The sequence below is a fragment of the Pseudomonas sp. NFACC51 genome (genome assembly GCF_900103575.1).
In the GTDB taxonomy this organism is placed as follows: Bacteria; Pseudomonadota; Gammaproteobacteria; order Pseudomonadales; family Pseudomonadaceae; genus Aquipseudomonas; species Aquipseudomonas fluorescens_Q.
The window spans coordinates 197307-215790 of record NZ_FMXH01000002.1 but is presented as its reverse complement, the minus strand read 5'-3'; the positions used below and the strand labels follow the sequence as shown (position 1 = coordinate 215790).

Annotated in this window: 17 protein-coding genes and 1 pseudogene; 8 read left to right on the top strand and 10 right to left on the bottom strand. The window is 60.6% G+C overall.

All coding sequences use genetic code 11. The annotated features are described in order from the left end of the window. Positions 1 to 54: 54 nt before the first annotated feature. A complete protein-coding gene (locus tag BLT00_RS04985) occupies positions 55 to 1335 on the top strand; it encodes a serine/threonine transporter (protein ID WP_092145965.1) in 1281 nt (426 codons plus the stop codon). Between the two features lie 310 nt (positions 1336 to 1645). Here BLT00_RS04985 and BLT00_RS32440 read toward each other — a convergent pair. Continuing rightward, positions 1646 to 1723, bottom strand: a pseudogene (locus BLT00_RS32440) (hypothetical protein); the annotation flags it as partial. Positions 1724 to 2146: 423 nt separating this feature from the next. Next, positions 2147 to 4756, bottom strand: a complete 2610-nt coding sequence (acnB, locus tag BLT00_RS04980; RefSeq protein ID WP_003202783.1) for a bifunctional aconitate hydratase 2/2-methylisocitrate dehydratase — start codon at positions 4754 to 4756, stop codon at positions 2147 to 2149. Positions 4757 to 5163: 407 nt separating this feature from the next. On the opposite strand from acnB, the gene BLT00_RS04975 reads away from it, so the two are divergent. Then, a complete protein-coding gene (locus BLT00_RS04975; RefSeq protein ID WP_003202781.1) occupies positions 5164 to 5634 on the top strand; it encodes a DUF1289 domain-containing protein in 471 nt (156 codons plus the stop codon). Positions 5635 to 6001: 367 nt separating this feature from the next. On the opposite strand, the gene BLT00_RS04970 is transcribed toward BLT00_RS04975, so the two are convergent. After that, the gene (locus BLT00_RS04970) at positions 6002 to 6865 is read right to left on the bottom strand and encodes a universal stress protein (protein ID WP_072341820.1); all 864 of its coding nucleotides are present in this window, start codon (positions 6863 to 6865) and stop codon (positions 6002 to 6004) included. A gap of 178 nt (positions 6866 to 7043) precedes the next feature. On the opposite strand from BLT00_RS04970, the gene BLT00_RS04965 reads away from it, so the two are divergent. Continuing rightward, positions 7044 to 7649 carry a MiaE family protein gene (locus BLT00_RS04965; RefSeq protein WP_060741958.1) on the top strand — a complete coding sequence of 202 codons (606 nt, stop codon included), beginning with the start codon at positions 7044 to 7046 and terminating at the stop codon, positions 7647 to 7649. A gap of 145 nt (positions 7650 to 7794) precedes the next feature. Here the strand turns inward: BLT00_RS04965 and BLT00_RS04960 are convergent, their stop codons facing one another. From BLT00_RS04960 to BLT00_RS04950, 3 genes are all read right to left on the bottom strand, one after another. After that, positions 7795 to 8283 (bottom strand): GFA family protein, encoded by a 489-nt coding sequence (locus BLT00_RS04960; RefSeq protein WP_092145963.1) that lies wholly within the window; start codon positions 8281 to 8283, stop codon positions 7795 to 7797. Positions 8284 to 8410: 127 nt separating this feature from the next. Further along, positions 8411 to 9028 carry a DNA-3-methyladenine glycosylase family protein gene (locus tag BLT00_RS04955; RefSeq protein ID WP_063320723.1) on the bottom strand — a complete coding sequence of 206 codons (618 nt, stop codon included), beginning with the start codon at positions 9026 to 9028 and terminating at the stop codon, positions 8411 to 8413. 23 nt (positions 9029 to 9051) lie between these two features. After that, complete coding sequence (locus BLT00_RS04950; RefSeq protein ID WP_092145961.1) at positions 9052 to 10134, bottom strand: bifunctional transcriptional activator/DNA repair enzyme AdaA; 1083 nt, start codon at positions 10132 to 10134, stop codon at positions 9052 to 9054. A gap of 145 nt (positions 10135 to 10279) precedes the next feature. Here BLT00_RS04950 and BLT00_RS04945 point away from each other — a divergent pair, with 145 nt between their 5' ends. Continuing rightward, on the top strand, positions 10280 to 10744 hold the full coding sequence (locus BLT00_RS04945) for a hypothetical protein (protein WP_092146059.1): 465 nt from the start codon (positions 10280 to 10282) through the stop codon (positions 10742 to 10744). Between the two features lie 68 nt (positions 10745 to 10812). Here BLT00_RS04945 and BLT00_RS04940 read toward each other — a convergent pair whose 3' ends face one another. Further along, positions 10813 to 12267: a TrkH family potassium uptake protein gene (locus BLT00_RS04940; RefSeq protein WP_063320725.1), complete on the bottom strand. Its 1455-nt coding sequence runs from the start codon at positions 12265 to 12267 to the stop codon at positions 10813 to 10815. A gap of 143 nt (positions 12268 to 12410) precedes the next feature. Here BLT00_RS04940 and BLT00_RS04935 point away from each other — a divergent pair, with 143 nt between their 5' ends. Next, on the top strand, positions 12411 to 12998 hold the full coding sequence (locus BLT00_RS04935) for a LysE family translocator (RefSeq protein WP_092145959.1): 588 nt from the start codon (positions 12411 to 12413) through the stop codon (positions 12996 to 12998). A gap of 218 nt (positions 12999 to 13216) precedes the next feature. On the opposite strand, the gene BLT00_RS04930 is transcribed toward BLT00_RS04935, so the two are convergent. Then, positions 13217 to 14041, bottom strand: coding sequence for a helix-turn-helix transcriptional regulator (locus tag BLT00_RS04930; protein ID WP_072341797.1), 825 nt, complete (start codon positions 14039 to 14041; stop codon positions 13217 to 13219). Between the two features lie 138 nt (positions 14042 to 14179). Here BLT00_RS04930 and BLT00_RS04925 point away from each other — a divergent pair, with 138 nt between their 5' ends. The 3 genes from BLT00_RS04925 to BLT00_RS31775 all read left to right on the top strand — a co-directional run bounded on the left by BLT00_RS04925 (position 14180) and on the right by BLT00_RS31775 (position 16055). Further along, a complete protein-coding gene (locus BLT00_RS04925) occupies positions 14180 to 15142 on the top strand; it encodes a GGDEF domain-containing protein (protein ID WP_063325048.1) in 963 nt (320 codons plus the stop codon). Positions 15143 to 15281: 139 nt separating this feature from the next. Continuing rightward, the gene (locus tag BLT00_RS31780; protein ID WP_158265825.1) at positions 15282 to 15479 is read left to right on the top strand and encodes a hypothetical protein; all 198 of its coding nucleotides are present in this window, start codon (positions 15282 to 15284) and stop codon (positions 15477 to 15479) included. 123 nt (positions 15480 to 15602) lie between these two features. After that, positions 15603 to 16055, top strand: a complete 453-nt coding sequence (locus BLT00_RS31775) for a hypothetical protein (RefSeq protein ID WP_175456229.1) — start codon at positions 15603 to 15605, stop codon at positions 16053 to 16055. A 3-nt stretch (positions 16056 to 16058) separates the two neighbouring features. Here BLT00_RS31775 and fabI read toward each other — a convergent pair whose 3' ends face one another. Next, positions 16059 to 16853: an enoyl-ACP reductase FabI gene (gene fabI, locus BLT00_RS04920; RefSeq protein WP_007988438.1), complete on the bottom strand. Its 795-nt coding sequence runs from the start codon at positions 16851 to 16853 to the stop codon at positions 16059 to 16061. A 19-nt stretch (positions 16854 to 16872) separates the two neighbouring features. Further along, on the bottom strand, positions 16873 to 18483 hold the full coding sequence (locus tag BLT00_RS04915; protein WP_092145957.1) for an ABC transporter ATP-binding protein: 1611 nt from the start codon (positions 18481 to 18483) through the stop codon (positions 16873 to 16875). Between the last annotated feature and the right edge of the window lies 1 nt (position 18484).

The window sequence follows — 18484 nt, the reverse complement described above, 5'->3', positions numbered from 1 at the left end:
TTTCCGACTCGTCCCGGCCGGGTGCATGTGACCGGAATACGGAGATCCGCCCGGATGAATGATCAGGCCAATAGCGTCGAAGAGCGCTTTGAAATGACAGTCCCAGCCACCCTCAGCCAATGGAGTCGCCAGGACACCACGTGGATGCTGGGCCTGTTTGGCACCGCCATCGGTGCAGGTACTCTGTTTTTACCCATCAATGCGGGCCTGGGCGGCTTCTGGCCGTTGCTGATCCTGGCTGTGCTGGCGTTCCCCATGACGTTCTATGCCCACCGAGGCCTGACCCGTTTCGTGTTATCCGGTCGCGACGGCGCGGACATCACCGAGGTGGTGGAAGAACATTTCGGCCTCAAGGCCGGTGCGCTGATCACGCTGTTGTACTTCTTTGCCATTTTCCCGATCCTGCTGATCTACAGCGTGGCGTTGACCAACACGGTGGGCAGTTTCCTGGAACATCAGTTGCATATCCAGCCGCCTCCTCGGATTGTGCTGTCCCTGGTGTTGATCCTGGGCCTGCTGGCGGTGGTCCGCTGCGGCGAGCAGGCGATCGTCAAGGCCATGAGCCTGATGGTCTACCCGTTCATCGTTGCGCTGCTGTTTCTGGCGGTGTTCCTGATTCCGCACTGGAGCGGCGGCATCCTGACCACGGCGTCCACGCCGCCTGAACCATCGGCCCTGCTGCATACCCTGTGGCTGGCGATTCCGGTGATGGTGTTCTCGTTCAACCATTCGCCGATCATTTCGGCGTTTGCGGTGGACCAGAAGCGTCGTTATGGCGCCAATGCCGAGGAACGCAGTTCGCAGATCCTGTCGCGCGCCCATGTGCTGATGGTGGTAATGGTGCTGTTCTTCGTGTTCAGTTGCGTGCTGACCTTGACCCCGGCGCAGTTGGCCGAGGCCAAGGCACAGAACCTGTCGATCCTGTCGTACCTGGCCAACCATTTCAGCAACCCGACCATCGCCTTTGCCGCGCCGTTGATTGCCTTCGTGGCGATCTCCAAATCCTTCCTCGGCCATTACATCGGTGCCAGCGAAGGCCTCAAGGGCCTGATCGTCAAGAGCGGCCGCCGCCCGGCGCCCAAGACCCTCGACCGCCTGACGGCGGCGTTCATGCTGGTGGTGTGCTGGATCGTCGCCACGCTCAACCCGAGCATCCTGGGCATGATTGAAACCCTGGGCGGCCCGGTCATCGCAGCCATCCTGTTCCTGATGCCGATGTACGCCATCCGCAAAGTCCCGGCCATGGCCCGCTATCGCGGTCAGGCCTCCAATGTCTTCGTTGTGTGGGTGGGTTTGGTGGCGATTACGGCGTTGGTCTACTCCCTGATCACCTGACCGGCCCACACTGGCTGTGGTGGCGAGCACAAATCTGCCAATCGCCACCATTCCCAGTGGCGAGGGAGCTTGCTCCCGCTGGGCTGCGCAGCAGCCCCAACCACTGACCTGAGACACCGAGTCGTCAGGACTCAGGGCCGCTTCGCGCCCCAGCGGGAGCAAGCTCCCTCGCCACAGGAGATCGGCCTGTCAGATGTACCGACGTTAGTCTGCTCGCGATGGCGGTGATTCGGCTGGCATCGAAATGACAGGCATAAAAAAACGCCGCCCCTCGCAAGAAGGGCGGTGTTCTTCGTCGAGCGTCTAAGCCTTAGGCTTGAACGACCGGGATGTTGGCGTTTGCAGCCGCTTCACGGAACTCGGCGATCTGGTCGAAGCTCGGGTAGCGCATCCGTAAAGTCCCGGCCATGGCCCGCTATCGCGGTCAGGCCTCCAATGTCTTCGTTGTGTTGGTGGGATTGGTGGCGATTACGGCGTTGGTCTACTCCCTGATGGCCTGACCGGCCCACACGGGTTGTGGTGGCGAGCACAAATCTGCCAATCGCCACCATTCCCCGGTGGCGAGGGAGCTTGCTCCCGCTGGGGCGCGAAGCGGCCCTGAGTCCTGACGACTCGGTGTGTCAGGTAAGTGGTTGGGGCTGCTGCGCAGCCCAGCGGGAGCAAGCTCCCTCGCCACAGGAGATCGGCCTGTCAGATAGACCGACGTTAGTCTGCTCGCGATGGCGGTGGTTCGGCTGGTATCGAAATGACAGGCATAAAAAAACGCCGCCCCTCGCAAGAAGGGCGGCGTTTTTCGTCGAGCGTCTAAGCCTTAGGCTTGAACGACCGGGATGTTGGCGTTTGCAGCTGCTTCACGGAACTCGGCGATCTGGTCGAAGCTCAGGTAGCGGTACACGTCCGCTGCCATGCTGTCGATCTTGCCGGCGTATTCCATGTACTCCTCGACGGTCGGCAGGCGACCCAGGATCGAAGCCACGGACGCCAGTTCGGCCGAAGCCAGGTAGACGTTCGCGCCGTCACCCAGGCGGTTCGGGAAGTTACGGGTCGACGTCGACACCACGGTGCTGTTCGGCTCAACGCGTGCCTGGTTACCCATGCACAGCGAGCAGCCTGGCATTTCCATGCGTGCGCCGGCCTTGCCGTAGATGCCGTAGTAGCCTTCTTCGGTCAGTTGGTGAGCGTCCATCTTGGTCGGCGGCGACAGCCACAGACGGGTTGGCAGCTGGCCCTTGACCTGCTCCAGCAGCTTGCCGGCAGCGCGGAAGTGACCGATGTTGGTCATGCACGAACCGATGAACACTTCGTCGATCTTCTCGCCAGCCACGCTGGAGAGCAGACGGGCGTCGTCCGGGTCGTTCGGCGCGCAGAGCACCGGCTCGCTGATGTCGGCCAGATCGATTTCGATGACTTCGGCGTATTCGGCGTCGGCATCGGCTTCCATCAGTTGCGGGTTGGCGATCCAGGCTTCCATCGCTTGGGCGCGACGTTCCAGGGTCCGGGCATCACCGTAGCCTTCGCCGATCATCCAGCGCAGCAGGGTGATGTTGGACTGCAGGTACTCGGTGATCGATTCTTTTGACAGCTTGATGGTGCAACCGGCAGCCGAGCGTTCGGCCGAGGCGTCGGACAGTTCAAAAGCCTGTTCCAGGGTCAGGCCTTCCAGGCCTTCGATTTCCAGGATGCGGCCGGAGAAGGCGTTTTTCTTGCCTTTCTTCTCGACCGTCAGCAGACCGTTCTGGATGGCGAAGTACGGAATGGCATGAACCAGGTCACGCAGGGTGATGCCAGGTTTCATCTTGCCTTTGAAGCGCACCAGGATCGATTCCGGCATGTCCAGCGGCATGACGCCAGTGGCAGCGGCGAACGCGACCAGGCCAGAACCGGCCGGGAACGAGATGCCCATCGGGAAGCGGGTGTGCGAGTCACCACCGGTACCGACGGTGTCTGGCAGCAGCATGCGGTTCAGCCACGAGTGGATGATGCCGTCGCCCGGACGCAGGGAAACGCCGCCGCGGGTCATGATGAAGTCAGGCAGGGTGTGGTGGGTGGTGACGTCGATCGGCTTTGGATAGGCTGCGGTGTGGCAGAAGGACTGCATCACCAGGTCAGCCGAGAAGCCCAGGCACGCCAGGTCTTTCAGTTCGTCACGGGTCATTGGACCGGTGGTGTCCTGGGAGCCCACGGTGGTCATTTTCGGTTCGCAGTAGGTGCCAGGACGTACGCCTTGGCCTTCTGCCAGGCCACAAGCCTTGCCGACCATCTTCTGCGCCAGGGTGAAGCCCTTGGTGCTTTCAGCGGGAGCTTCAGGTTTCTTGAACAGGTCGAACGGTGGCAGGCCCAGCTCGGCGCGAGCCTTCTCGGTCAGGCCACGGCCAATGATCAGCGGAATACGGCCGCCGGCACGGACTTCGTCCAACAGTACGGGGGTCTTCATTTCGAAGGTGGTGATGACTTCGTCGGTACCGTGCTTGCAGACTTTGCCTGCATGTGGGTACAGGTCGATCACGTCGCCCATGTTCATGTTCGAAACGTCGAACTCGATTGGCAGTGCGCCGGCATCTTCCATGGTGTTGTAGAAGATCGGAGCGATTTTGCTGCCGAAGCAGAAACCGCCAGCGCGCTTGTTCGGCACATAAGGAATGTCGTCGCCGAAGAACCACAGCACCGAGTTGGTCGCCGATTTACGCGAGGAACCGGTACCGACCACGTCACCGACGTAGGCGATCGGGAAGCCTTGGCCGCGCATTTCTTCGATCTGCTTCATCGGGCCGGTCTTGCCTTGCTCGTCCGGAACGATGCCGTCACGGGCCATTTTCAGCATGGCCAGGGCGTGCAGCGGGATGTCGGGACGCGACCAGGCGTCTGGAGCAGGGGACAGGTCGTCGGTGTTGGTTTCGCCGGTTACCTTGAACACACGCAGGCTGATCTTGTCGGCCAGCACCGGGCGCTTCTTGAACCATTCGCCGTCAGCCCAGGACTGCAGCACGGCCTTGGCGTGAACGTTGCCGTTCTTGGCTTTTTCAGCCACGTCGTGGAAGGCATCGAACATCAGCAGGGTGTGCTTGAGTTCTTCGGCGGCTACCGGCGCCAGCTCGGCGTCGTCCAGCAGTTCCACCAGGGTCACGATGTTATAGCCGCCCTGCATGGTGCCGAGCAGTTCAACGGCACGCTTCTTGTCCAGCAGAGGGGATTGGGCCTGGCCCTTGGCCAGGGCGGACAGGAAGCCGGCCTTGACGTAGGCAGCCTCGTCGACTCCAGGCGGAACGCGATTGGTGATCAGGTCAACGAGGAAAGCTTCTTCGCCAGCCGGAGGATTTTTCAGCAGCTCGATCAGGCCTGCGGTTTGTTCGGCGTTAAGCGGCTGGGGAACGATACCCAGGGCTGCGCGCTCTTCGATATGTTTGCGGTAGGCTTCAAGCACAGTTATTACCCTCATCAGTGGTCCCAAATGGGTGTCCGGGACGCTCATCCAGGAACCCACGGTACTCATGCGCGTCGACGGCTTTTTGAGCCATCACGCCAGAGTTTCCGCACGTTCCTCACAGAAGCTGCTTTCAAAGTTTTACGCCTGCAGAACGGGAGCTGATGAGGGTTGGCGTTGGGCTTTCCCCGCTGGAAAGACCCTTCGCCAACACCGCTCTGAAGGAACGACTGTGCTCGTGACGCTTTGAAAACAGCTTCTAACGGACATTGGCGCCTTAAAAGGCTGGCTGATTCTACGGGAAAAAAAAATTAAAGGTAAGTTGGGCCTGGAAGTTTGAGGGGTGATCAATCTTAGACAAAGGGCTAACATGCCGGCCTGTCCTGCTTTTGCGTGTGCGTTTCCTTATGCCCAACCAGCTCATCAAGACCCCCTGCGTCGGCCTTTGCTCCACTGTCTACGGTGACCTGGTGTGCCGTGGCTGCAAGCGATTCCACCATGAAGTGATTCACTGGAACGGCTACAACGAGGACGAAAAGCGCGCGGTGTGGATGCGGCTCGAGCAACTGTTGGTGCAGGTGATGGTGGCCAAGTTGGAGGTTTTCGACCCGGTATTGCTGCGCCAGCAACTGGAGTCGCGCAAGATCCGCTTTGTGCCGCACCAGTCGGAATATTGCTGGGCCTATCAGTTGATCGCCAGGGGGGCGCGGGTGATCAACAACCTGGAAGCCTACGGCATGGTGCTGATGCCGGAGTTTCGCGACTGGGACCTGCCAGACCTGCGCGACGCCATTGATCGGGAATTTTTCCTCCTGTCCGAAGCCCACTACCAGCGCTACATCGCGCCGGGGTTCTTGAAGGATGCGATTGGCGGCTGACTCCCCAGCCATTTATGCAAAGGCGTTTTTGTGCCCGGGAGCTTTTGTGGCGAGGGAGCTTGCTCCCGCTCGGCTGCGCAGCAGACGCCTGGATTTTTCAGGACCGGAAATTTTTAAGATCAAGAGCGAGGGGCGCTTCGCAACCCAGCGGGAGCAAGCTCCCTCGCCACAAAAAGCCCATTTGATCGTTCCCACGCGCAGCAAAGGAATGCATCCCGTGACGCTCTGCGTCACTTTGCAGAAGCGGAACGCGGAGCGTCCCTGGCGGCGTTCCCACGCGGGAGCGTGGGAACGATCGCATCAAGAGCGAGGGTCGCTTCGCAACCCAGCGGGAGCAAGCTCCCTCGCCACAAAAAGCCCATTCGCTTTATTCCTTGACCGCCAACTCCACCAGATGGTCCTCGACCTCCTGCGGCTTGAGCACCAGCACATCGCTTTCCAGCGTATCGAGCACGGCCTCGGCGGTGTTGCCGATCAGCACCCCGGACAACCCCGAACGGGCCACGGTGCCGATCACCGTCACCGCCGCCTGCAGCTTGCGCGCCATGTACGGAATCAATACGTCCGCTGGGCCTTCTTCGATGTGCAGATGCTGGTCGTCGATGTCGAACTCGGCCTGGAATGCCCGGCATTGTTCGCGATAGCGGGCCTCGATGGTTTCCTTGAGCTGGAACGTCGGGTCGGCGGACGAAAGCATCGGTGTGGGGTGGGCACTGATCACGTGCAAGTGGGCCTTGGCGAGGAGGGCGATGTCATAGCCATGATCGATGATGGTGGAGTGCAGGTGGCGATGCTCGCCGTCGGCATTGCCAACGTCGACGGCGGCCAGGATCACCTTGTCTTTCCAGGAACCGGCGGTTTTCACCAGCAGCACCGGGGTTGGGCAGTGGCGGAGCAGCTTCCAGTCCGCCGGGGTCAGCAGGGCTTTTTTCAGCGGGCTGTCGGGGAAGTGCTGCTTGATCACCAGACCGCAACCTTCCGCCTGCTGCACGTCGATGATGGTGTCGTGGAGGCTTTCGTTCCAGGCCTGCTCGGTGGTGACGCTGTAGCCGTCGGCCAGCAGTGCGGCCTTGAGCACGCTGAGCAGGCCGGCATGGTCATGCTTTTTGTCACACACCAGCAGGTGCAGGTGGGCCTGGGTCACTCCGGCGATCAGTTTGGCGCGCTTGAGCGCCAGGCTTTCCGAATGTTCGGGCTCAATAACCACCAGGATGCTGCGAATGGCTTGCATGATCGGCGTTCTCCTGCAATGAAAAGGCTGGCGTTGCTCAACTATAGTTGTTGTGGGGCAGTCTAGTTGCTGTAGGTGAGTCTTTGACTTGATGCATATCAACGGCGGTGGCTGGTGGTCTGGGGGCAGGCCGGTATAATCGGCGCCCTTCGCTCGACTACCTTTTCCCGTGAGCCCCATGAATCTTCCCGAAATTCACGAATTCCTTGGTTGCCGCACCCCCGATGCCTGGGTCCAGGCCGCGTTGGCTGACCAGGAAACGTTGCTGATCGACCACAAGAACTGCGAGTTCAAGGCGGCCAGCACTGCCCTGAGCCTGATCGCCAAATACCATTCCCACGTCGACCTGATCAATCTGATGTCGCGCCTGGCCCGGGAAGAGCTGGTGCATCACGAGCAGGTCATGCGCTTGATGAAAAAGCGCAAGATCGGTTTGCGTCAGCTCTCCGCCGGGCGTTATGCCTCGGGGCTGCGCAAGGTGGTACGCAGCCACGAACCGGTCAAGCTGGTGGACACCCTGGTGGTTGGCGCCTTCATCGAGGCCCGCAGTTGCGAGCGTTTCGAGGCCTTGGTGCCGCATCTGGATGAAGAACTGGGCAAGTTCTATTTCGGTTTGCTGAAAAGCGAAGCCCGGCATTTCCAGGGCTACCTGAAACTGGCTTACCAGTACGGTGACGCCAAGGATATTGCCCAGGTGATCGACAAGGTCCGTGAGGCCGAGCGGGAGCTGATCGAATCGCCGGATGTGGAGTTTCGTTTCCACAGTGGTGTGCCGGCTCGATAGTTCAAAGGGATAGTTCAGAGGGATAGTGCAGAGATGCCGGTCCTGACGTCCTCGCGAGCAAGCTCGCTTCCGCAGGGGATTTGTGAATTTCCCAAGTCCAATGTGGGAGCTTGCTCGCGATGGGGCCTTATGCAGCACTGCATCTCTAAGTGACCAGCCCCAGGCGCTCGTGCCACTGGGCAATGGACTCCTCGGGATAAACCTCGAACTGCCGATCGTCCGGATGCGCCTCGACTTCCACCCACGACGCCCTGGAACCCAGCATCAGGTGGGTGTGCTCCGGCGGTACCGGCAGCGGTGTGTCGATGGCCGAGGCAAAGGGGTGAACCAGCTCCGGCCATTCGGGGCTGAACAGCCATAGCCCCGAACCGCACAAGGAACAGAAATGCCGTTCGGCACTGCTGCGGTGGGCGCGTTTATCGCCTTCGTCCTTGAGTCGTGCGTGGTAGATCGAGATGTGCTTGCGACCGCGCACCTTCAGGCTCTGGGCATCGCCCCCCAGGTTGATCGCAAAACCGCCGCCGCCCTGGGTCTTGCGGCAGATCGAGCAGTAGCAGCGCTGATAAGGGTAGGGGTGGGCGCTGTCGAGGGTGAACGACACGGCGCCGCAGTGGCAGGATCCTTCGAGCTGCATGGGAACCTCCGATTGGGGACTGTAATGACTCTGGACAGCCTGGGCGGCCCGATGTTCTGGGCAGTGAAACGCATGGCTGACATGCGGACGCTATCGCGAGCAAGCTCGCGATGAACGAAGACACGGTCTAACGACCGGGCACTCGCCACAAATACCACGCCGCCACCGTCCGATAAGGGCTCCACGCCAGGCCGATCTCAATCATCTGCTTGCGGCTGGGCTGTCGTTCCAACCCCTTTAGCCGTCGATAACCTTCGCGTACGCCAAAGTCATCGGCCGGCAGGATGTCGGGGCGTTCCAGGCTGTAGATTAGTAGCATTTCCACGGTCCAACGCCCGACGCCGCGCAAGCTGACCAGGCGTTCGATCAACGCTTCATCCTCCATCGCCCGCGCTGTGGCGTAATCCGGCACGATTCCGTCCAGCGTCGCCTGGGCGATGCCCTGGATCGTCGCGATCTTGCTGGCTGAAAACCCGCAGCCGCGCAATTGCGCAACGTCTGTCGCCAGGATCTGTCCGGGATGGGGGAATGTCTGCGCCGGGAACAACGCCAGCAGCCGACCGAGGATGGCATCGCCTGCCTTGGCGTGCAGTTGCTGGTAGGCAATCGCCCGCACCAAGGCTTCATAGGGATCGCGGGCCGGCTTGGGTTGCAGCAGGCAAGGGCCGATCGCCTCGACGTGACGTCGCCAGTCTTCGTCGAGACTTGCCAGCAACGCGCTGGCGTCGTGGTAGGGCACAGGCATCGGGTATTTGTTCTCCGGGGCGCTCAAAACGCCAGGGGCAGCGAAACCTGCACCGCGGCTTTCTCCAGCCGTAGCAGAAATGCCTTGCGCGGCTGTCCGCCACCATAGCCGGTCAACGAGCCATCCGCACCGATCACTCGATGGCAGGGAATGACGATGGCCAAGCGATTCTGCCCGTTGGCCAGGCCCACGGCGCGGCTGGCGCCCGGGCTGCCCAGCGCCGTGGCGATGCCGCCGTAGCTGCGGGTTTCGCCGTAGGGAATCTTTTGCAGTTCAGCCCAGACCCGTACGGCGAAGGCGCTGCCCGGCATGTGCAGCGGAACGTTGAATGCCGTGAGCTTGCCGGCGAAATATTCGGCCAGTTCGGTTTCGATCTGTTGCAAATGAGCGTTGTGCCCCGGCGCAACCGTGTAGCCGTAGCGTAGCTGCAGCTCTTCCAGCTCCTTGGTCAGGGCCGGGCGGTCGAGGAATTCCAGCAGCACCAGGCCTCGTCGTTCGGCCATGGCCAGCATGGGGCCCAACGGTGTGGTCAGGCGGGTGAACAGCAAAGGTTCGCTGAGGGCTGCGCGGCCCGGCGTGATGTGAAAGGATTTCACGAAGGCGTCACGAAAACCGCTCAATGACTCATAACCGGAGTCGAATGCGGCGTTGTCGATGGAGTTGCCGTCCTTGATGCCGCCCAAGGCGATGCCCAGGCGGCGGGTGCGCAGATAGGCGTGAAAGGTCATGCCGAAATGTTGCTTGAACCAGCGGCGCAATTTCAGTGGCTCGATACCTTGTTCCAGCAACAAGGCATCGGTCCAGCGCAGGTCGGGTTCGGCGTCCACGGTTTTGAGCAGGGCCTGGATCCAGTCTGGCGCGATGGCGGCGGCGTCCAGGGGCTTGCAGCGCAGGCAGGCCCGGTAACCGGCCGACATGGCTTCGTCGGCATGGGCGAAGAACTCCACGTTCTCCGGTTTCGGCTTGCGCGCGGTGCAACTGGGGCGACAGAAAATACCGGTGGTCTTGACCGCAGTGAAGAACACCCCCTCGTAGGCGGTGTCTCGTTCGAGCATGGCGCGGACCATCTCGGCATGGGGCGGGAGCAGCGAGTCGTGTAGGTTCATGGGCCTGAGCATAGAGCCGTGCCTGGAACGACTCCACCGAAAAATCGACAGTGAATTTCCGTTCACTTGGTCGGACGGTCACGAACAAAAATTGAACCTGAGAGTCTTAAAGGTTCAACCGTTGTTTTTGTCTTTCGGAGACATCATGTCCAAACATAAGAAATCTCTCATCGCCGTTGCTGTCTGTGCCTTGGCGTTCGGTGCCTCGGCCTTGCTGCCTGCTGAGTTGTCGCCTATCGGTTCGAGCTATGCCGCAGGCAATGGCGGCGGTGGTGGCAATGGTGGGGGTGGCGGTCACGGTGGAGGAAATGGCGGTGGTCACGGTGGTGGCCAGGGCCATGACAAGTCTGGTGATTCCAGCGGCCTTGGCAAAGGATTGGCTAGCGACCACACCGGTACCCGCACCCGCGATCATGGCCTGAGCGGCAAGCACACCGGCACCACCCGCACCGATCGCACCAGCAAGTCCTCGCTGACTTCGACCATCGCCAAGGACCGTGATACCCGTGGCCTGACCAAGGCATCGGCGATTTCCACCGCTACGCCAGGTACCCACAACACCAAGGGCCTGACCAACGCGACCAGCTCTTCGATCAAGAACGACCGCTGATCGCTTGAAAAAAGCCGCGACGCCTGTTCAGGGCATCGCGGCTTTTTTTTGTCTTGTGTCCGATGTCTTCAATACTTCCAGAACACCGGCGTGAACAACACCAGTACCGTCAGGATCTCCAGCCGACCCAGCAGCATGCCTATGGTCAGCAGCCACTTCGCCGCATCCGGCAAGGTCGAGAAGTTGCCGGCTGGCCCGATGATCGTGCCCAGCCCGGGCCCCACGTTGCACACGGCGGTGGCCGCGCCGGTCAGGGCGGTGGTCCAGTCCAGACCGATCAGCGCCAGCCCCAGGGCGATAGCGCCAATGGTGATGGTGAAGAAGAACGAGAAGGTCAGCAGCGAGCGGACGATCTCTTCGTCGATGGGGTGATCGTTGTATTTTTTCTGGATCACCGCCCGGGGATGGATCAGTTGTTTCAGGCTGCCCATCAATAACTCGCCGGCTACCTGGAAGCGGAAGATCTTCAGTCCGCCGGCCGTCGATCCCGAGCAACCGCCAACGAACGTCAAATAGAAGAACAGCAGCAAGGCAAAGCTGCCCCATAGGGTGTAGTCGCCCAGCGCCACGCCCGTGGTGGTGACCACCGACGTCACGTTGACGGCCACGATACGGACAGCATCCCACCAGCTGTAGTCACTGTTCAGGCTCAGCCAGGTCCCCACGATGAGCCAGGTGATGACCAGGAATCCGACGAATCCCTTGACTTGCTGGTCCTTGAGCAACGCGCGTTTGTGGCCGCGCAAGGTGGCGACGTACAAAGTGAAGGGCAGCGCGCCTGCCATCATGACGACCACCGACACCCAGTGAATGGCCGGTTGGGGCCAATGCCCCAGGGAAGCATCCGATGTGGAAAAGCCACCCGTGGAAATCAACGACATCGCATGGTTGATCGCTTCGAAGGGCGTCATGCCGGCCAGCCACAAGGCCAGGGTGGCGAGAGCGGTCAAGCCGACATAGATCCACAGGATGTAGTTCGCCGCGACATGGGAGCGCGGCGTGACTTTCTCTGACCAGTCCGACGACTCGGTCTGGAACAGCCGCATGCCGCCGACCCGCAGCAATGGCAGGATCGCCACCGCCATGCCGATAAAGCCGATCCCGCCGAGCCAGTGCAACATCGAGCGCCAGATCAACAGGCCGGGAGAGGCCGTGTCCAGGCCGGTCAGGATGGTTGAGCCGGTGGTGGTGATGCCCGACATGGTCTCGAAAAAGGCATCGGTGTAGCTGATGTGCTGGATGAACACCATGGGCAGGGCGGCGAAGCTGCAAACGATGACCCAACTGGCGGTGGTCAACAGGTACATGTCCCGCGGGCGCATCTGGGTGTGTGCTGGCCGACCACGCGCCACTAACGCGATGCCGCAGACGAAGGTGATCAGGCTCGACCACAAAAACGCCGAGAGGTCATCGTTGCGCTCGTATATCACCAGCGTCAAAAGCGGGATTGCCATGCTGGCAGCCAGGGTGATCAGGAAAATACCGAGGATGAAGCCAATAAACCGCACTACCGCAATGGACATAGAACACGCCTGGATGAATGAGCCGCACAGTATTGTTTTTGTGAAGGGCTGATGGGTAGCCCCCTTGGGCAGTTTTGTTCAATACCGCCTGCGATTGGCAATTTACCTTGATCGTCCCCTCACAGATATAAAGAAGGTATGCGATGAGTTTGATTCTTTCCATGGCGGCGTTTGCCCTGGTCGCCTCCATTACACCTGGCCCGGTCAATATCGTCGCCCTCAGCTCCGGGGCGCGGTACGGGTTTCGTGCGACGTTGCGCCATGTGGGCGGTGCAACCCTGGGGTTTGTCTTGCTGCTGGTGCTGATGGGGTTGGGATTGCATGAAGTGTTGCAACGCTGGCCTGGCCTCACACGGGTGGTGCAACTGGGCGGCGTGGCGTTCCTGTTGTTCATGGCCTGGAAACTGGTGATGGATAACGGGCACCTGGGAGGCGAGGACGAGGGACGGGCGCCTTCGATGTTCTATGGCGCGTTGATGCAATGGCTCAACCCCAAGGCGTGGCTGGCCTGCGTGGCGGGAATGGGGGCATTCGTGGCCGATGGCGAGGCGCGGCTGGTGTGGCAGTTTGCGGCGATCTACCTGGTGATCTGCTACGTCTCGGTGGGCTGCTGGGCTTACGCCGGGAGTTTTCTGCGCAGCTGGCTGGGTAATCCGGCGACCATGCGCCTGTTCAATCGGACGATGGCGGTGTTATTGGTGGCCAGTGCGGTGTATTTATTGTTGCCGTGAGCAGAAGTGGCGGGCAATCCGGGCTTTTGAGACGAGTGCTATTGTGGCCCTAATCCGCATTTTCGAGGCGGGGATGCTGTTGTGGCGAGGGAGCTTGCTCCCGCTCGACTGCGCAGCAGTCGCCCAGAATCGAGGGCTACTGCGTAGCCCAGCGGGAGCAAGCTCCCTCGCCACAGAGGTCCACCTGTTTTTGGTCCAAACAAGGTGGTGGGGCAGTATCAGCCGCGATACTGGCCGGGCGTGGCCGCCAGGTGTTGCTTGAAGGCACGCTGGAAATGCGCCTGGTCGGCAAACCCGCTGTCCAGCGCCACGTCGGCGATCAGCTTGCCTTCGCGCAATTGGCGCCGGGCAAACTGGATTCGGCGGTTGACCAGGAAGGCGTGGGGCGTCATCCCGTAATGGCGCTTGAAGGCTCGGCTCAGGTAGGACGGCGACAGTTGCGCGGCGGTGCAGATGTCTTCCAGCTTCAAGGCTTCGCTGCAATGGTCGTGGATAAACTGTGCCGCACGCATCAGGCTCGGATGGCTGCCACGATCCGGGCGACCGGCAGGGTTGAGCCGTTGTTGCAGGTCAATGAAAAATGCCTCGGCGGCGGCGTGCTTGTCGCCAGCGTCGAGTTGCTCGTCTACCAATTGTCCATACAGTTTTTCCAACGCGGTAAACAGTTCCACGTCGCGGCTGTGGGTGGTGGCGAAACCCTGGAAATCCAGGCTTTCGTCAAAGCCGACACGGCGCTGCAAGTCTCTGAGCCATTGGGTGTCGACGTACAACATCACGTAGGACCAAGGCTGATCGTCGATTGGGTTGCACGCGTGAACGTCGCCCGGGTTCATCAGCACCACCGTGCCACTTTCCACCTGGAATTTCGATCGTTCGTGAAGGTAGGTGCTGCGCCCAGCGGTGATCGCGCCGATGGAAAAGTGGTCATGGGAGTGGCGCGAATAGCAGACCTTGCGCCCATCGCCGATGGCCCGGGCTTCGATGAAGGGCAGGGCCGCGTCGCGCCAGAAGCGTGGGGCGTCGTCATGGGGGGCGTGCTTCATCGGTCAGCGTCCTCGTCTTGAACTTGAGTGGCAGTGTATTAGTCCTGACCGGCAAATGCCCGTCGGATTTAGCCCGTTCGGTTTGAAGGGCTGGGGTCCTGGGCTAGACTTCATGAAGTCCTGCCAATGGAGTTTCCGATGCTTGCGCCACGCAAACCGGACGACGAAGCCGCTCGCCTCAAAAATCTGCACTCGCTCAAGCTGCTTGATACCGCACCTGAAGAACGGTTTGACCGCCTGACCCGTCTTGCCCGACGTCTGTTTGACGTGCCCATCGCCCTGGTGTCCCTGGTGGACGCCAACCGGCAGTGGTTCAAGTCCAGCGCCGGCCTGGACGCCAGCGAAACCCCGCGGGAAGTTTCCTTTTGCGGACATGCGATCTTGCAGGATCAGATCCTGGAAATCTGCGACGCGGAGCAGGACGAGCGCTTTCACGACAATCCGTTGGTCACGGACAAGCCTGGCATTCGTTTCTACGCCGGGCATCCGCTGGGGCTGGAGGACGGTAGCAAACTCGGTACGTTGTGCCTGCTCGACACCCGGCCGCGCAAACTCAATGATGAGGAGCGCGAACTGCTGCGCGACTTGGCGCGCATGGCCGAGCAGGAAATGGTCGCGGTGCAGATGGCGAGCATGGACGAGCTCACGCTGCTATCCAATCGACGGGGCTTCAGGACGTTGGCCCAGCATGCGCTGAATGTGTGTGATCGCTTGTCGCGACCGGCGACGTTGCTGTTTTTCGATCTCAACGACTTCAAGCCGATCAACGACCGTTATGGCCACGCCGAGGGCGACAACGCGCTGAAAACCTTCGCCGATGTGCTGCGTATCGCCTTTCGCGAAAGTGACGTGATCGGTCGCCTGGGCGGTGATGAGTTCGTGGCGTTGCTCACCGGTTCTTCCCATGTCGAGATAGCGGCAATCATGGCGCGCCTCAAGGAAATCCTCGATGAGCGCAATGCGATGTTGCAGCGTGGCTATGACATTCGTTTCAGCGTCGGCCAGATCGAGTACGACGCCCAGCGTCATCAGTTGATCGACAATCTATTGGCTGACGCGGACGCGGCGATGTATGCGCAGAAACAGGCGCTACGCAGCTAGCACAAGCCAACCCCCGATCACACAGGGATTTATGTTGGTCGAAGAACCGAGACTCCCCCCTCATTCAATGGCGAGGGAGCTTGCTCCCGCTGGGGCACGCAGCGGCCCTGGAGCCCGGCGACGCGGTGGATCAGGTTGATTGAGTGAGCTTGAGAGGGGCTGCTGCGCAGCCCAGCGGGAGCAAGCTCCCTCGCCACAAAAGCTCAAAAGCACAAAAGCACAAAAGCACAAAAGCACAAAAGCTCAAAAACTCAAAAACTCAAAAACTCAAAAACTCAAAAACTCAAAAACTCAAAAACTCAAAAACATCCCGGTCGACCAACCGACTTGCTCTTGAAATTGACACTGATTCGAGGCATTCCCTTAACCCACGCCGTGCCCAATCCCCGTGGCGAGGGAGCTTGCTCCCGCTGGGGCGCGCAGCGGCCCTAGAATCCGGCGACGCGGTGGATCAGGTTGATTGAGTGAGCTTGAGAGGGGGCTGCTGCGCAGCCCAGCGGGAGCAAGCTCCCTCGCCACAAAAGCTCAAAAGCTCAAAAGCTCAAAAGCTCAAAAGCTCAAAAGCACAAAAGCACAAAAGCACAAAAGCACAAAAGCACAAAAGCACAAAAGCACAAAAGCACAAAAGCACAAAAGCACAAAAGCTCAAAAGCATCCCGGTCGATCAACCGATTTGCTCTTGAAATTGAAACTGATTCGAGGCATTCCCTTAACCCACGCCGTGCCCAATTCCCGGGGTGGGAGCTTGCTCGCGAAGGCGTCGGTACATTCATATCAATGCCAGCAGACTCACCGCCATCGCGAGCAAGCTCGCTCCCACAAGGTATTGCGGTGTAATCAGACAATCGGCAATAAAAAACGCCGCTTGGCCTTTCCAGGACGAGCGGCGTTTTTTTACGCGTGGCGCGGGTGAAGATTACTCTTCGAGGCTACCCATGGCGGTGGTGTTGAAGCCGCCGTCCACGTACATGATTTCACCGCTGATGCCCGACGCCAGGTCCGAGCACAGGAAGGCGCCGGCGTTGCCGACTTCTTCGATGGTGACGTTGCGACGCAGCGGGGTCTGCGCTTCGTTGGCGGCCAGCATCTTGCGGAAGTTCTTGATGCCGGAAGCGGCGAGGGTGCGGATCGGACCTGCCGATACGCAGTTGACGCGGGTGCCGTCCGGGCCCAGGGAGCCGGCCAGGTAACGTACGCCGGCTTCCAGGGAGGCCTTGGCCATGCCCATGACGTTGTAGTTCGGCATGGTGCGCTCGGCGCCCAGGTACGACAGGGTCAGCAGGCTGCCGTTGCGGCCTTTCATCATTTCGCGACCGGCCTTGGCCAGGGCCACGAAGCTGTAGGCGCTGATGTCGTGGGCAATGCGGAAACCTTCGCGGGTGGTGGCTTCGGTGAAGTCGCCGTCCAGTTGGTCGCCCGGGGCGAAGCCCACGGAGTGCACGATGCAGTCCAGGCCATCCCACTTCTTGCTCAGTTCTTCGAAGACCTTGGCGATTTCTTCGTCGCTGGCCACGTCGCACGGGAAGCACAGCTCAGGGCTCGAGCCCCAGCCTTGTGCGAATTCTTCGACACGACCCTTGAGTTTGTCGTTCTGATAAGTGAAGGCAAGCTCAGCGCCCTCGCGATGCATGGCGGCGGCGATGCCGGATGCGATGGACAGCTTGCTGGCGACACCGACGATCAGTACGCGCTTACCGGCGAGAAAACCCATGTGTTGCTCCTCTTTCAGGTTATTCGGCAGTTGTTGGGGCCAGGAAGGCGGCCTCCAGCAACTGCTGTGTATAGGGGTGCTGCGGCGCGGCGAATATGCTGCGGGCATCACCTTGTTCGACCACTTGGCCATGCTTGACCACCATCAACTGGTGGCTCAGCGCTTTGACGACAGCCAGGTCATGGCTGATAAACAGGTACGTCAGGTTGTACTTGGTTTGCAACGACCGCAACAGCTCCACCACTTGGCGTTGCACGGTACGGTCCAGGGCCGACGTTGGTTCATCCAGCAGAATCAACGCCGGCTTGAGCACCAGGGCCCGGGCAATGGCGATACGCTGCCGTTGCCCTCCGGAAAATTCATGGGGGTAGCGGTTCCGGGTTTCCGGGTCCAGGCCTACCTCCTTCAATGCCGCGATTATCGCTTGTTCCTGTTCGGCTTCGGTGCCGATCTTGTGGATCCGCAGGCCTTCGCCGACGATCTGGCTCACACACATCCGTGGGCTCAGGCTACCAAACGGGTCCTGAAACACCACTTGCATCTCCCGGCGTAGCGGCCGGACTTGTTGCTGCGTCAGGCTGTCCAGCTGCTTGCCTTCGAAGCGGATCCCGCCCTGGCTGCCGATCAATCGCAGGATTGCCAGCCCCAGGGTGGATTTGCCGGAACCGCTTTCGCCGACGATACCCAGGGTCTGGCCCTGGGGCAGGCTGAAGCGGATACCGTCCACGGCCTTGATGTAGTCTACCGTGCGCTTGAACAGGCCTTTCTTGATCGGGAACCAGACTTTCAGGTCCTCGACCTGCAACAGCGGCGGGCCGACGACGTTACTCGCCGGGGTGCCGCTGGGTTCGGCGCCCAGCAGTTCCCGAGTGTACGGATGCTGCGGTGCGCGGAACAACTCTTCGCACGATGCCTGTTCGACGATGCAACCGCGCTGCATGACACATACGCGATGCGCAATTCTTCGCACCAGGTTCAAATCGTGGCTGATCAGCAGCAGCGACATGCCCAATCGCGCCTGCAATTGCTTGAGTAATTCGAGGATTTTCAGCTGGACGGTGACATCCAGCGCGGTGGTCGGCTCGTCGGCGATCAGCAGTTCCGGCTCGTTGGCGAGGGCCATGGCGATCATCACCCGCTGGCGCTGGCCGCCGGACAGCTCGTGGGGCAGGGCTTTGAGGCGCTTGTGGGGCTCGGGAATGCCGACCAGTTCCAGCAACTCGAGGGTCCGGTGGGTCGCGACCTTGCCGCTCAGGCCCTTGTGGATGCCGAGCACTTCATTGATCTGTTTTTCAATGGAGTGCAGCGGGTTGAGGGATGTCATCGGCTCCTGGAAAATCATCGCGATCCGGTTGCCGCGGATATGACGGATGGTTTTTTCCTTCAAGCCCAGCAAATTCTGGCCGGCATACTGGATGGTCCCGGTGGGGTGATGGGCCAGCGGGTAGGGCAGCAACCGCAGGATCGAGTGGGCGGTGACTGATTTGCCCGAGCCGCTTTCACCCACCAGGGCCAGGGTTTCGCCGCGCTTGATATCGAAACTGACCCCCTCGACCACACGTTGGCGGCGTTCGCCAACAATGAACTCCACCGCCAGGTCACGCACTTCGATCAGATTATCCTGGTTCATT